The organism is Pseudomonadota bacterium (genome assembly GCA_010028905.1).
Lineage (GTDB): Bacteria > Vulcanimicrobiota > Xenobia > RGZZ01 > RGZZ01 > RGZZ01.
Genome location: RGZZ01000002.1, coordinates 32,207 through 45,483, shown reverse-complemented (window position 1 = coordinate 45,483; position 13,277 = coordinate 32,207). Strand labels below are relative to the sequence as shown.

General features: G+C 65.5%; 10 protein-coding genes. 6 read left to right on the top strand and 4 right to left on the bottom strand.

Features of this window, described 5'->3' with window-relative positions:
- The 3 genes from EB084_00390 to EB084_00380 all read right to left on the bottom strand — a co-directional run.
- Positions 1-955, bottom strand: a 955-nt coding sequence (locus tag EB084_00390) for a serine/threonine protein kinase (GenBank protein NDD26712.1), incomplete at its 3' end; no start/stop codon positions are given.
- A gap of 61 nt (positions 956-1,016) precedes the next feature.
- Positions 1,017-2,798: a hypothetical protein gene (locus tag EB084_00385; protein ID NDD26711.1), complete on the bottom strand. Its 1,782-nt coding sequence runs from the start codon at positions 2,796-2,798 to the stop codon at positions 1,017-1,019.
- A 161-nt stretch (positions 2,799-2,959) separates the two neighbouring features.
- On the bottom strand, positions 2,960-3,718 hold the full coding sequence (locus EB084_00380; protein ID NDD26710.1) for a hypothetical protein: 759 nt from the start codon (positions 3,716-3,718) through the stop codon (positions 2,960-2,962).
- Between the two features lie 181 nt (positions 3,719-3,899).
- On the opposite strand from EB084_00380, the gene EB084_00375 reads away from it, so the two are divergent.
- From EB084_00375 to EB084_00350, 6 genes are all read left to right on the top strand, one after another.
- The gene (locus EB084_00375; GenBank protein ID NDD26709.1) at positions 3,900-6,080 is read left to right on the top strand and encodes a tetratricopeptide repeat protein; all 2,181 of its coding nucleotides are present in this window, start codon (positions 3,900-3,902) and stop codon (positions 6,078-6,080) included.
- Positions 6,081-6,144: 64 nt separating this feature from the next.
- Positions 6,145-7,983: an N-acetylmuramoyl-L-alanine amidase gene (locus EB084_00370; protein NDD26708.1), complete on the top strand. Its 1,839-nt coding sequence runs from the start codon at positions 6,145-6,147 to the stop codon at positions 7,981-7,983.
- 110 nt (positions 7,984-8,093) lie between these two features.
- Positions 8,094-8,717 (top strand): hypothetical protein, encoded by a 624-nt coding sequence (locus tag EB084_00365; protein ID NDD26707.1) that lies wholly within the window; start codon positions 8,094-8,096, stop codon positions 8,715-8,717.
- Between the two features lie 11 nt (positions 8,718-8,728).
- On the top strand, positions 8,729-9,118 hold the full coding sequence (locus EB084_00360) for a hypothetical protein (GenBank protein NDD26706.1): 390 nt from the start codon (positions 8,729-8,731) through the stop codon (positions 9,116-9,118).
- The gene (locus EB084_00355) at positions 9,115-9,843 is read left to right on the top strand and encodes a prepilin-type N-terminal cleavage/methylation domain-containing protein (GenBank protein NDD26705.1); all 729 of its coding nucleotides are present in this window, start codon (positions 9,115-9,117) and stop codon (positions 9,841-9,843) included. The genes EB084_00360 and EB084_00355 overlap by 4 nt, the downstream gene beginning before the upstream one ends.
- Before the next feature lie 74 nt (positions 9,844-9,917).
- The gene (locus EB084_00350; GenBank protein ID NDD26704.1) at positions 9,918-12,005 is read left to right on the top strand and encodes a hypothetical protein; all 2,088 of its coding nucleotides are present in this window, start codon (positions 9,918-9,920) and stop codon (positions 12,003-12,005) included.
- Between the two features lie 10 nt (positions 12,006-12,015).
- Here the strand turns inward: EB084_00350 and EB084_00345 are convergent, their stop codons facing one another.
- On the bottom strand, positions 12,016-13,275 hold the full coding sequence (locus tag EB084_00345; protein NDD26703.1) for a GAF domain-containing protein: 1,260 nt from the start codon (positions 13,273-13,275) through the stop codon (positions 12,016-12,018).
- Between the last annotated feature and the right edge of the window lie 2 nt (positions 13,276-13,277).

The window sequence follows — 13,277 nt, the reverse complement described above, 5'->3', positions numbered from 1 at the left end:
CGACAGCGATGAGCACCACCAGGGCCGCCACCGTGATCAACAGGCCAAACGAGCCGCTGGGCATGAGACGCCTGCCGCGTCGGGCCGCTCGTCGACCCATGTCGATCGGACCGGCGCAGGCGGCTGGAGCCATGAGCCGCTCGAGAGCGGCACGCATCTCCCTCGCTGTGGCAAAGCGCGATGCGGGGTCGAGGGCACAGGCCCTGGCGAAGAAGTCCTCCCAGCCCTGCGAGAGATCGTCTCGGAGCGTTGAGAGAGGCGGCAGACGAAAGGGGGTCTTCGCGGGCTCGTGCCCGGTGAGGGCCGCGAACATCGTGACCCCCAGTGCGTAGAGGTCGCTGCTCGGCTGTGTCCGGCCACGGTACTGCTCTGGAGGAGCATACCCCGGCGTCCCCATCTTCACCTCGTCGGCGCGGTTGGGAACGTACTCCTGGGCGATGGTGAGGTCGATGAACCAGACCTCCGCATCGCGGCGAACCACCCCATGACCATCGATGAGACACATGATGTTGCTCGGCTTGATGTCTCGCAGGAGAATGGCCGGATGCTGACCGTGGAGGGCGACCAGGAGATCGAGAAGGCGGTGCCCGACCCACGCGACCTCCTTCGCATCGAGCCCCCGCGCGGTTCGCCGCAATCGCGACTCGAGGGTTACGTCACCGACGAACTCCTCGACGACATAGTGGCCGCCCTCATCTTCAAAGGCATCGACGAACGCGGGCAGCGAAGGGTGGGCTACCCTTGAGAGGATGAGGCCTTCCTGCCGGAAGAGGCTGACCTCGCTCTGTGCGTCAGCACTGGCTGACGAGCGGATCTTGAGGTTCTTGAGAACGACACGACGTCCCGCGTGGGCCTCATCGAGGGCGAGATAGACCCGACACTGCCCTCCTGACGCGAGGAGACGCTTGATCTGGTACCGCCCCTTGACGCGCCGGATCGCGACTGTCTCTGTCATCGAGGGCAGCGGGCGCATCCTCTCATCCGTCGCCCGCCGTCTCGCGCCGAGGCGCCCGTGCTCACCGGTCGGCGAGCCCGTCGTCGGCAGAGCCGGTCGACTCGAACGACTCGCCCTGAATGCTCACCGACGGGAGGGTCTCCTGGTCTGACGGCGCCTCACCCGCCTCTGCCACGGGCGGCGACGCAGGCGCTGACGACTCGGCCGCGCGCGCCGCCATCTCACCGATGCGCTGCACCCGATGCACCTGCTGCGAGGCCTCCCAGAACTCGACGAGCCCCTTCATCAGGTGCTGCTGATCACCGTCATCGATGAAGCAGCGCAGCTCTTCGAGCGAATCGAGGATGGACTGCATGGCCTGCGCGAGAGACTCACGTGTCTCGTCGATGAGACCCTTCTCCAGCTTTGCCTGCTCGCGCTCTTCTTCGGGAAAGCTGTCGACCGTGAGGTCCGGGGTGGATTGAAGCGCGGCTCGGCCTTCGGCGACGATGCCGGCCATCCAGTCAAGGGTCTCCGCGTACTGCTCGCCCGTGATCTCACCCGCCGCCACGCGGTTGGTGTCGTTGATGACACGATACATGTTCTCTGTCATGACGAGATCGCCCGCGGCGGAATCGACCTCGCCCCCTTCTTGTATGGCGAAGGAGGTGGTGGCACCAGATGCGACCCAGGGAAGGGCAGCGTTGCAGGCGCCACAGACCCGATGCCCTCCCCCGTTGAGAGCGCCGCAGCGAGGACAGGCGACCTTCCCCTCGCGCTCGCTCGCCTGATCGAAGATGAGCTTCGACTGCTCGAGGCGCTTGATGGCCTCGACGAGCTGCGTGGTTCCCGTCTCGATGTCGGCGGGGTTGCGGGTGGTGCAGTAGCGCTCGTAGGCTTCTACCGCCTCCTCGTGGAGGTCGAGCGCCTCCATGGCCCGCGGGATCTCGTCCTGGATGATGGACGAGTTCGTGGACGCCTGGCAGGCCCCCTCAAACCCTCTGCGGAGGCGCACGAGATGCTCGCGGAGCACCGCCAGATCGTTCTTGAAGGTCTCGAGCGGGTACTGACCCTGTGTGACGAGGCGAGCAGCATTGATGAATGTGTTCGCAATGGGAGAGGACGTGGGCCCCGACTCATAGCGCAGCCTGCGGTGCAGGGCAAACCCCTCCTGAACCGCTGCCTGGCCTTCCTCGAACGCCGCAAGACCGCTATCGAGCCGAGCGTTGTCGCCAGACGCCGCCCACGACTCGAGCGATGCAAGACCCTCATCGCATCGCGTGAAGGCTTCCTCGAGGGCGGAGATGGCTTCTCTGGGCTCCTCGGGCGGTGCGTTCCGCATCTCTCCGATGCACCGCTGGAAGTACCCGCGCCCGTGACGAAGGATATCGTCGTAGGACTCTCGAGCCAGATCTCCGCGCTTGTATGCCTCGGTCATGTTCACGATGTAGTTCTGGAGCGGGTGCGCAGACGACCCTTCGTTGACGAGACGTGCCTCGTAGGCCTCGGTGGCCACAAAGAGCCGCTGGGTCGCGGTGATGAGCCCCGCAAGGGCGTCATCGAGCGCCTTGCCCTTGTGGCGCAATGCGCCCTTCAGCACGGCGAGCGCCTTTCTCTGCTCATCGAAGGCCACGATGACGACGCGGGAGAAGACCTCCCACTGCCGTGCGGCCGGATTGCTCTCGAGCTCGACCTCGACGCCCTCTACGAACTGACGGCGCGCGGTCTCGAGAGCGGCCTCGCGCGATTCGAGGGCCTCACGTGCCACCCCCTCCTCGACCGCGCCTTCGGCGGCGCCCTGGCAGAGGGCGAGGAGCTGGTTCGTCTGCTCCGATCGTGTAGGCTTCTGGCGCTCGGAGATCATCGTTCACGGCCTCTCGCAGGATTCTCGCGGGACTTTCCCGTGACGGGCCCAAAGTCCTTCGACGCCCCGGGCCGGCGAAAGCGAAAAGGGCCCGAGCACCTGCGGTGCCCGAACCCTCTTCAGACGTATGCCGAACGCGATCCGAGCGAACCGCGGCGCCCCTACGCGAGGTAGGTGCGAGGGCAGTGGTGGTGATGGCCGTGATGGTGACCGTGGTGGCCGTGGTGAGGAGGCGTTCCGCCGAAGACGCCGGTCTGCGGAGGCGGAACGATGCCGAAGAAGCCGCCGTTGGGGAGGCCGAACATCGCCGCACCGTTCTGCGGACCGCCCTGACCACCAGGGAAGCCGCCACCCGGGTACCCACCGCCGTAGCAGCCACCCGCCATGACGCCGTTCGGGTAGCCCATCATGCCGCCCGGACCCGCGCCGAGCATTGCGAGCATCTGCTGGTTCTGGGCGAAGATCGGGTTGGAGTTGAAGCCCGCCCCCGGCATTCCCATTCCAGGCATTCCCATTCCAGGCATGCCCATTCCCATGCCGCCGCCGCCCATCATCTGCATCATCTGGGAGTTCTGCGCCCACGACTGCATCTGCTGGGCCTGGATCTGCTGGTTCATCGCGTCGCACTGCTTCTGCATCTCGTGCTGCTGGAACGCGCAACCGACGTAGCTTCCGAGAGTGCCGCCCAGCTGCGCGCCGAGCATCGCGCCCATCGGGCCGCCGAGGCAGAAGCCCGCGACGCCGCCGAGCACCGTGCCGAGAAGCCCCGTGATCATCGGGTTGCCGAGAATCTTGCCCGCAACGCTGGCGATTCCACCGAAAACGGCACCGGCAGCCTTGCCGATCCCACTGACGACCGAGCCCACCGCCTTCGCGACACCGCTCACCGCGCTGCCGATGGCATGACCGATACTGCTCACTACACGACCCACAGCGATTACCTCCAACGTATCTTTCTTGCCCCTCTCTTCCCACTCCTCGTGCGATCTGTCTAGAGGTGTTCACAAAAAAGCAACAGTTTTAACAATCTTTTCACAGCGGCGTTGCCGAGCGAGGCAGAGGGCAACACCGCTCGCACGGCCAATCCTTCATGGAAGCCAGATGAAGAACGATTTTCTCATCCGCCAGCTCGAGAAGAGCCTGGTCGAAACGCCCACCAACCTGCAGGCGCGCTACGAGCTGGGAAGGCTGCTCGAAGAGGAAGGCCTGTACGAACGCGCCATCCGCGAGCTCGAGAAGGCGCTGCAGCTGCATCCGGGCCACCTCCCCGCCCTGTTCGAGCTGGGCATCGTCTACACGCGCATGCAAGCCTACGACAACGCTCTCACCTCATGGGATCGCCTGGTCGACGAAGACGGCGACTTCAGCCTCGATGGCATAGACCACAGCCGCCAGTCGACCCTGCACGTGGCGGGCAGCCTCTGGGACCGCTACCGCGAGATGAGTCCGGACAACGCCGTCACCCACTTCAACCTCGGCCGCGCCCTGCTGGTCCTGGGAAGAGGCGACGAAGCCGTCCACGCATTCGAGCGCACGCTCACGCTCAACCCGCGCTTCGAGGGGGCCTACTACTTCCTGGCTCTCATCTGGCGGCGCAAGGCGCGCGCTGACGCCGTCATCGGCTACCTCACGCGTGAGCTCGAGCTGCGCCCCACCTTCGCCAACGCCTGGTATCAGCTGGGGCTGGCCACCTTGCGTCAGGGCAACCGCGCACAGGCCGTGGCGCACCTGCAGAAGACCCTCGCGCTCAAGCCCCGTCACGTGAAGGCCCTGTTCCATCTCGCGCTCATCCATGCCTCGCAGTCGCAGTGGGAGGAGGCCGTGGTCCAGCTCGAGCGGGCGCTGGACGTGCGCCCCGGCTATGCCGAGGCGCTCTTCCAGCTGGGGCAGATCCGCGAGAAGCAGTACCGCATGGAAGAGGCCCAGGCGGCCTATGAGCGAGCCGCCCAGGCCCATCCGAGATATCGGGAGGCCTGGTTCCATCTGGGCCTGATGCAGAAGACCCTCGGCCGGCTCGAAGCCGCGCAGCGCTCGTTTGCCGCGGCCATCGACCTCGACCCCCTCGATGCCGAAGCCTACTACTACAAGGGGCTCATCGACTACCAGCGTGGCCAGTACGAAGAGGCAGCGGTCAGCCATTCGCAGGCGCTGAAGGCGAGCCCGAACCACGCCTATGCCGGATATGCCCTGGGGCAGGCATGCATGAAGCTGGGCCGCGTCTACGACGCCATCGACGCGTATCGCGAAGCGCTGCAGCGAGACCCCCGGGACAGTCGCACCCGCAACGCTCTCGGGGTCGCCCTGTTCCAGAGCGGCGACCTAGACGACGCCATCACCGAGTTCGAGACCATCCTGGCGGCCAACCCCCGCGATTCCGAGGCCCACTACTTCCTCGGCGCGGCGCTCTTCAAAGCACAGAACCTCGACCGCGCCATCGAAGAGTATGGCCGTGTTGCGTCGTACCAGCCCGACAGCCCCTACGCGAACTTCGCCCTCGGCGCGGCCTACTCGCGCACCGGCGACTACGAGCAGGCGGTGAGCGAGTACAACAAGGCATCCTCGAAGATGAACGCCACCAGCGAGAGTGATCTCGCCTTGTTCTCGACGATGCAGCTGCTGGCGGCCATCGGCATCGAGCACGCCGCCAAGTCAGAGCGCCTGCGTCACGCGGAAGCCCACCTCAAGCAGGTATACGCCAAGACCATCAAAGCGCTGGCAACGGCTGTCGACGCAAGAGACACCATGACCCGCCATCACTCCATGCGCGTCTCTGATTTCGCGCGAACCTTCGCCACGCATCTCGGGCTGAGCGCCGATGACGTCGACACCGTCCACATGGGAGGCATGCTGCACGACATCGGCAAGATCGCGGTTCCCGACTATGTCCTCAACAAGCCAGGCAAGCTCAACGAAGAGGAGCGATGGGTCATCGAGCAGCATCCCACCCTCGGATACGACATCCTCAAGGACATCGATCTGCCCTGGAAGGTGCTCGACATCGTTCAATACCACCACGAGAAGTGGAACGGGAGCGGATACCCGTTCGGCAAGAAGGGACGCGAGATCCCGCAAAAGGCGCAGGTCGTCTCCATCTGCGACTTCTACGACGCGCTGAGCAAGGCGCGCCCGTACAAGCCGGCGATGCCCATCGAGAAGTGCATCGAGATCATGCGAGAGGAATCGGGGACCCACTTCAACCCCGAGCTCGTCGAGATCTTCACCTCCGACGCGTTCGTGACAAAGCTCCTCGCAGTTCGAGGAGACGCCGATCGCGTGGAGTGAGGCCGGTGCAGGTCAACGGCCTCGATGTCAGCGGCCGTGCGCCAAGAGGAGAGGGAGGGGCAGTGTGAAGAATTCTCAAGATCGCCCCCTGCGAGACGCGCACAGCCCATTCCCCTGGGAGCAAGGAGAGATGCCCGTGAGACGCAAGCACCCCCTCCGCCTCGCCGTCTTCGTGATGCTCGCGATGATGCTGCTACCGCCCCTGTGCGCCCACGCGCGTCCAGAAGCCACTTCGACGCAGCCATCCCAGGGACCGCTGCAGCCGTCGGCAAACGGCCATCTCCCCCTCGAGTACGCGGGACAGCGGTTCGAGCTCGTTGTCATCGACGCGGCTGACGGCGAGTGCTATGTCAGTCTCGATGATCCCGGGCTGAACCAGTTCATGACGCTACAGGGCCTCACCATCCGCTGGACCGATGAGTCCCCGCGCAAGGCCACGATCTATGGAAACGGCCGCTACATCCACTGGGCGCTCGGTTCGCGCCAGGGGCTTGTCGACGGCCAGGAGACGCGCTGGCACCTGCCCATCCTGGTCGTCCGCGACGCCGTGAACGCCATCTCCCTGCGTGCCCTGGCCGAGCTGCTGTCGTTCCGCCTGCGGGCGCTCGACAATGGGAGCGGCTACCGCTTCGTGGCCCGCCTCGGCAAGGTCGACCTGAGCAGCGTCGCCGATCGCGAGGTCCATCTGAAGGCCAGCGGCCCCCTCGACAGCACGCGGGTGGAAACCACCGGTCGCACCACGGTCATCTCGATGACAGACGTGGAGTGGGGCCTCGATAAGCGAACGTTCGACTTCGGCGACATCTCTGTATGCGCCTCGGGGACCGGCACGACGTCAGACCCCCTGACGGTCTCGGTCACCGTGCCCGAGCAGTGGAAGACGGAGTGCAGCGGGCGCATCCTCCCGAACCAGATGTCGGTGCGGGTGGTTCCCGCATTCACGGCGCCCGCCAACCAGGCGCCCGTCACGCTCACAAACATCCGGCACTTCAAGGGCGTGGGCGACCTCTACGTCATGCTCGACGCGTCTGCCCCCGTGCGCAAGGTCTGGCGCTTCGACGCGGAGCACCGGCTGCTCACCATCGACGTGCCGAACGCCGCCGTGGGCGCATCGAGTGTGCGCCTCGACAGCCAGATCGCCAGCGTCGAGACCGAAGACCTGCGCACGAGCACCTTCCCCTTTGCCCGCATCCGCGTCACGCTGAGAGACGGAACGGGGTTCGAGATCGGCGGAGACGAGACACGTCTTGCGGTGCGCGTTGCGCCCGTCGCGCTCCTTCCCCTGACCGCCACCTGCGGCGGTGATCTCACCGAGGTTCCCACCGGCCAGGGGCTCATCTCCGATCCCGGCGCGATCAATCGCTCCCTGCAACTGCAAGAGAAGGACGTGACGCTCGACATCTCGCTGCGCCTCAAGGCCGCCCTCGAGCGACGGGGATTTCGTGTGGCCATGACCCGAGACGATGACCGCGATGTCTCCTACGCGCACTCCCCAGACGGCGTTGAGCTCGGCGCGCGGGTCGCCGTTGCAAACAGCCGAAACGCCGACCTCTTCGTGAGCATACACTGCAACTCAGCCCCCACCTCTGCCCGCACGGGCACGTCGTACCACTGGTTCAAGACCGCTGATCTCATCCTCGCCCACGCGCTGGAGGGCTCCCTGCAGAACGGAACCGGGTTCTCCAACCACGGCCTGATCCGAAACCGGTTCTACGTGCTGCGCCACACCACCATGCCCGCCGTGTTGGTCGAGACGGCCTTCATCAGCAACACGGCCGAGGCCCAGAAGCTTGCCGATCCAACTGTGCGACAGAAGATCGCCGACAATCTCGCAGACGCCCTTGCGCTGAAGTTCCCCGCTTCCCGGGGCCGAGGCGATGGCGTCTCGACCCGCCGTCCCTGACCCCCGGCGCGCCGCTGGAACGCACGCAAGCAACATCTGCGCGCACACAGGGAGAGGCTCCAGGTGGCGCGAATCTTCCTCCACCCCACCCTGCGCAGGAGGCCCGCCACGTGTCCGCGCACCAGAACGAGTCGTGCTGCTGCCCCATCTGTGACGCTGCCCTCGATCTCAACGCACCCACGTGCCGGAAGTGCGGTACACCGCTGCCCGAGCTGGCGCTTGTGACCTGCGCCACGTGCAAGACCATGAACTCGCCAGACTCCGTGTACTGCCGGCACTGCACAGAAGTTCTCACCGAGAAGTCACCACAGGCCCGCGCCTTCACCCGAACCTTCATCCAATGGCTCAAGGACGCTGGCTACAAAGCAGACGTGGTGCGCGGCATCCCGTGCTTCTCAAAGGGCAGCGCACTCATCCTCATCATCAATGAAGAGCTCCAGCTCGGCCGCGCGCCCATCCACATCATCCGCTTCCGCAGCAACGTCGTCACCTCGCTCGAAGACCCGCGACTCATCAGCGATGCCCTTCTCAAAGCCAACTCGAGCCTTCTGCTCGGCTCGTTCGGCCTGGAAGACGACCGCATCGTCTATCGCTACGACTGGCTGTCCACCGAGGTCCCTCAAGAGCTCTTCCTGGTCATCGCGGGCATGATCGCCGAGATCATCGACAGCACAGACGACTACCTGGCAGAGCTGAGCGGAGGACAGACCGCATTGAAGAACGACCCGGAGTAGGCTCGCGGCCGATGCCGAGAGGAAGAGAGCACGCGCGGCCGAGAGGCTTCACGCTCATCGAGGTCATCATCTCCACCGCCCTTCTCGTGGCGGGGCTGCTCGTCGTTGTGAGCCTCATCCCATCTGGCGTGCTCAGCCTGAAGAAAGCCGAAGACCTGCAGACCGCCACGGCCTACGCCCTCGAAGTCATGGAGACGAGTCGAAACGGCCTCGAGCAGACCGCGTTCCTCGACAGGTTCACCGTGACGCTCAACGACACCGAGTTCACGGTTCTACGCGAGACCCAGGTTGCTCCACAGACCGACGGCCGCCTGCACGACGTGATCGTCACCGTCGAGTGGCGTGGGCAACCCGCTCCCGTGCGTCTCGCCACACGCATGCCGGACGCGCGCAAGCGATGAGGCGCGGCATGACGCTCATCGAGGTTCTCGTGACCTGCTCCATTCTCGGCCTGCTCACCGCCATCGTCGCCATGGCCCTGCGGCCGGGTCTGGCCGCCTGGCGACGCAGCCAGGTCAAGGGCGACCTGCAGGGGAACGCGCTTCTCTCGATGCACGCCCTCTCTCACAGCATCTCGCGTGGGCGCTCGCGAGGCATCGTGATCTTCCCGCGGGTGCATCGCACCGACGACGGCGCGGAGATCCCCATCGACGGCCTGGCCGTCATCGAGACCGCAGACACCACGGGAAGCCCCCCCGCGCCAGGGCCCTCTGGCGCGCCGGCCGAAGGCCCCTCAGCCGTTGCCTACTTCATCGACGAGACCCGTCACGAGCTCTGGCAGGCCCGTTTCAAAGCCGACGCACCCGCCCTCGGCGGGAGCGGCGAAGCCGCCTCCGCAGGCAGTCCGATACTCCCCCCGACGGTCACCGCCGCGCTCGAGGGGGGTACCGCAATGCCGACCTGGCTGGGAGAGCAGCGACGCATCGGGCGCAACGTCTCCTCGCTGCGCGTCGAGCGACTCTCGAAGGGCTACCACATCGCGGTCACGGTCAGCGACACGTCGATGCGCTGCGCGCTCGAGACCACGGTGACCCCCGTGCTCGACGCGCTCGATCCCAGCACGGCCAGCGCCTCTCCCAGCCCACAGGCCAGTCCGACCGCGCCGGCAGCAGGGGCTTCGCCATGATCGCACGCCTCCGCATCCTTGTCTCGCATCGCTCCCGCACACCACGCCGCCCACGCACGCCCCGGGGAGGGGCGTTGCTCCTGGTCTTGCTGGTGCTCGCGCTGCTGGTGGTGATAGGGTTTGCCCTGGGTGACCTCTGCGTGGTGAGCCTGAACATGTCCCGGGGCTACCTGGGGACAAGCCGCGCGGGCATGCTGGCGCAGGCGGCAACCCAGCACTTCATGGTCGCCTTCGATCTGGCCAGCGCAAAATCGCGAGGGAGCGGCCTCGACCTCTCGCGAAACGAGGGCACCAACCTCGACCTCACCTCGCTGTACGAGAGCGGTGAGGGCATTCCGAACACCGAGTCCCCTGAGATGAAGGGAAAGGTGACGGTCACGTTCGACGCGGGGAGACCGTGGCACTCCACCGACAACTCGTTGAGCGAGTACCCCAAGGCGGGCTGGCTCGATCGCAGCACCTCCAAGCGGTCAGTGCCGCCGTTCAGCGTGGAGCTGCTGATGACGGTGAACGTCGATGGCATCGAGCGCCACTACCGCGCAATCATCTCGCGCCTGTGGCCCTTCGCGGCATTCACGCCGCGCGGCGCCATCGTGATCTGTGGCAGCCCGGAAGGCGACGCCACCGTCGTGAACCCCTCGACAGTCGAGGGCGCAATCGGAACCCTCGGCTCGACACAGGAGGGAGGCGGTGGCTTTGGGCTGACCCGCGTCGACGTCAGCGGGGGCCGACGTCTTCCCAAGGCGCCTGCTGCGCAGATGCTGCTGGGCACCGGAACGAACGCCGAGATCGAGAAGGCCCTGAGCCCGATTCTGGCTATCCTGCGTGCCGAGCCGGAGTGCAACGCCACGGTCATGTCCCCGATCAGTGTTGGCCCCCCGCTATCGACGGCCAGGTCCTCGGGCGGGGGCCCGACCTCTTCTGGAGGGCTCCCAGGACTCGGGGGGGCTGGACCTTCCTCGAGCTCCGGTGAGGCCAGCATCAGCGTGGGCCAGACAACGATCTCGTCAGACGCCTCACCCGCCGCAGGCGGCGCTCCGCAGGGCGCCGCAACACCGGTGAGCGAGACGGGCAACACGCTCAAGGGAGATGTGTACCTCCCCGCGGCGTACGTAGACATGCTGAAGAGCCTGGGCGGCAGCGTCATCTGGACAGGAACACCCTCTGATGGCAGCACGAAGCCCAACATGGGGGTGAACGTCTACAGCGGAAACATCTATCAGGGAGAGACCCAGACGGCCATGCCGCCGGGGCTCGATGAGACCCATAATCCGGCCGACGACGCCACGTTCGGCGATCTCCCCCCGCCGGCGCTCTCCGCGCCACTTGCAGATCTCCTGGCCCTCGAGCCGCCGGCTGGCTTCACTGCGATCAAGCCCCTGAAGATCCCGCCCGAGGTGCTCAAGGAGATGGGGGGAGAGAACGGCCTCGAGAATCGGTTCGGCACGCAAGGCACCCAGGCGCACGCCGAGGTGAGCACCTTCGGGTTTCTCTGCGGTACGCTCTCCCTGTCCCCGGATCAGCCCTCGTCTCCCCCGCTGCAGTATGGAGGAGGCACGCGCTATGTCTACTACGGCAGCCTCGGCAACCGTCAGGTCTTCAAGCTGAACGACGCGCAGCGCAGCAGCTCAGGGATACCGACCTCTCCCAGTGTCACGGCCGGAAGCCCTGCGCCAACACCATCCCCTCAGCGCTACGGCGTCGTCCAGACCAAAGGCGCGATACAGCTGCGCAACGCCATGTTGTACGTCAACGGCGACCTCGATCTCGCAAGCGATCTGTCGACCGACAAGACGGCCTCCATCGAGGGCAGCAACTCGGTGCTCGTGGTGAATGGCGTGCTCTCGCTCTCTGGCGGGCATCTCGACGCCCGCGACCAGGGCATGGTGATTCTCGCGCGAGACGTGGTTCTCCGCGCCCGAGGAGACTATCGCGGCCTGATCATCGCCAAGAACAGCCTCACCATCATCAGCGACAAGAACGCCGACCACAACGAGGCCAGCGCTTCCGGGCTCACCATACGAGGCGGTGTCATCTGTGGCAATCAAGACAAGGGGAGCCTCGTGCTGCGCTCAGTGCACATGATCTACGACGCCACCTACATGAAATCGGTGCACGGCTACGGCAGCGCCGTGTGCACCGCCTGGGACGAGGTGCGCTGATGCCGCGCGCCTAGCGCCTCGTGCGCGCGCCGAAGCCCGGCACGCTCCAGACATCCATCGGCTCGGCCTTGCCCCGCACCTCGACCCGCCCCAGGAGCTCGACAGGAAGGCCGTGCCCCACGGCCTCCTGCGTCGAGGTGCTCATGACGATGCGCGAGCCGAACTCCTTGTTCAGCTTCTCCATGCGCGCCGCAACGTTCACCGTGTCTCCGATGACCGTGTACTCCCGCTTCTTGGCGAAGCCCACGTCACCCGCGATGACCTCACCCGTGCACAGCCCGATGCCGATCTGGAACGAGGGCTCCCCCTTTGCCTTCCACTGCGCCGCAAGCTGATCCATGCGCTTGCACATGTCGAGCGCCGCTTTGATGGCGTGCAGGGCGTCGTCGTCGTGACGGGTTGGCGCGCCGAACACCGCCATGATGGCGTCTCCCATGTAGGTGAAGAGAATGCCGCCGTGCTTGAAGATGATCTCGCCCATCTCCTGGTAGAACTGGTTGAGACGCGACACGAGGGCCGCGGGGCCGAGAACCTCTGCCAGCGTGGTGAACCCCCTGATATCACAGAACATCACGGTGACCACACAGCGCTGCCCCGCCAGCTCGACATCGTTTCGCTTCAAGATGTCGTCGAGAACCTGTCGGGAGACATATCCTTCGAAGAGATCACGGATGCGACGCTTCTCGGCGTCGAGATTCGCGTTGTCGATCGCAATGGCAGCCTGGTCTGCAAAGGCGGTGACAAAATCGAGGTCACCCTCGAGAAAAGCCCCGTTCTTGAGACGGTTGTCGAGGTAGATGACCCCGATGACCCGCGCTTTGACCCGCACGGGCGCACAGATCACGGCGCGCAACCCGAAGACGGCGATGCTCGGGCTGTTGCAATATCGTGGATCGTCGGCGGCGTTGAACGAGAGCACCGGGCGTTGCGTGGCATAGACCTGGTCGACGATGCTGCGGCTGATCTGGAACTCGGGCTCGTCGAGGGTGAAGCGGTCGACGTTGCGCGCCGCGCGAAAGCTCAAGCCGCGACTGTCAGGGTCGACCAGCATGATGAAGCCGCGTTCCGCGTTCAGCAGCGTGACGAGCTGGTCGATGAGGATCTCGAGGATCTGATCGAGATCGAGAATGGAATTGATGATGCGCCCCAGCTGGACGAGTGCGGTGAGGCGCTGCTCACTGCTCTGCGACACAGGTGGCGCCGACTGAACCGTGATCTCACCCGAGTCGAGCTCTGCAAGCAGCTCATGGTCGGCTCTCCGGTCTGTCATGG

Excerpts from the sequence above, each read along its gene's own strand:
- EB084_00385 (NDD26711.1), bottom strand. The coding sequence starts at position 2,798 with ATGATCTCCGAGCGCCAGAAGCCTACACGATCGGAGCAGACGAACCAG.
- EB084_00375 (NDD26709.1), top strand. The coding sequence starts at position 3,900 with ATGAAGAACGATTTTCTCATCCGCCAGCTCGAGAAGAGCCTGGTCGAA.
- EB084_00360 (NDD26706.1), top strand. The coding sequence starts at position 8,729 with ATGCCGAGAGGAAGAGAGCACGCGCGGCCGAGAGGCTTCACGCTCATC.
- EB084_00345 (NDD26703.1), bottom strand. The coding sequence starts at position 13,275 with ATGACAGACCGGAGAGCCGACCATGAGCTGCTTGCAGAGCTCGACTCG.
- EB084_00355 (NDD26705.1), top strand. The coding sequence starts at position 9,115 with ATGAGGCGCGGCATGACGCTCATCGAGGTTCTCGTGACCTGCTCCATT.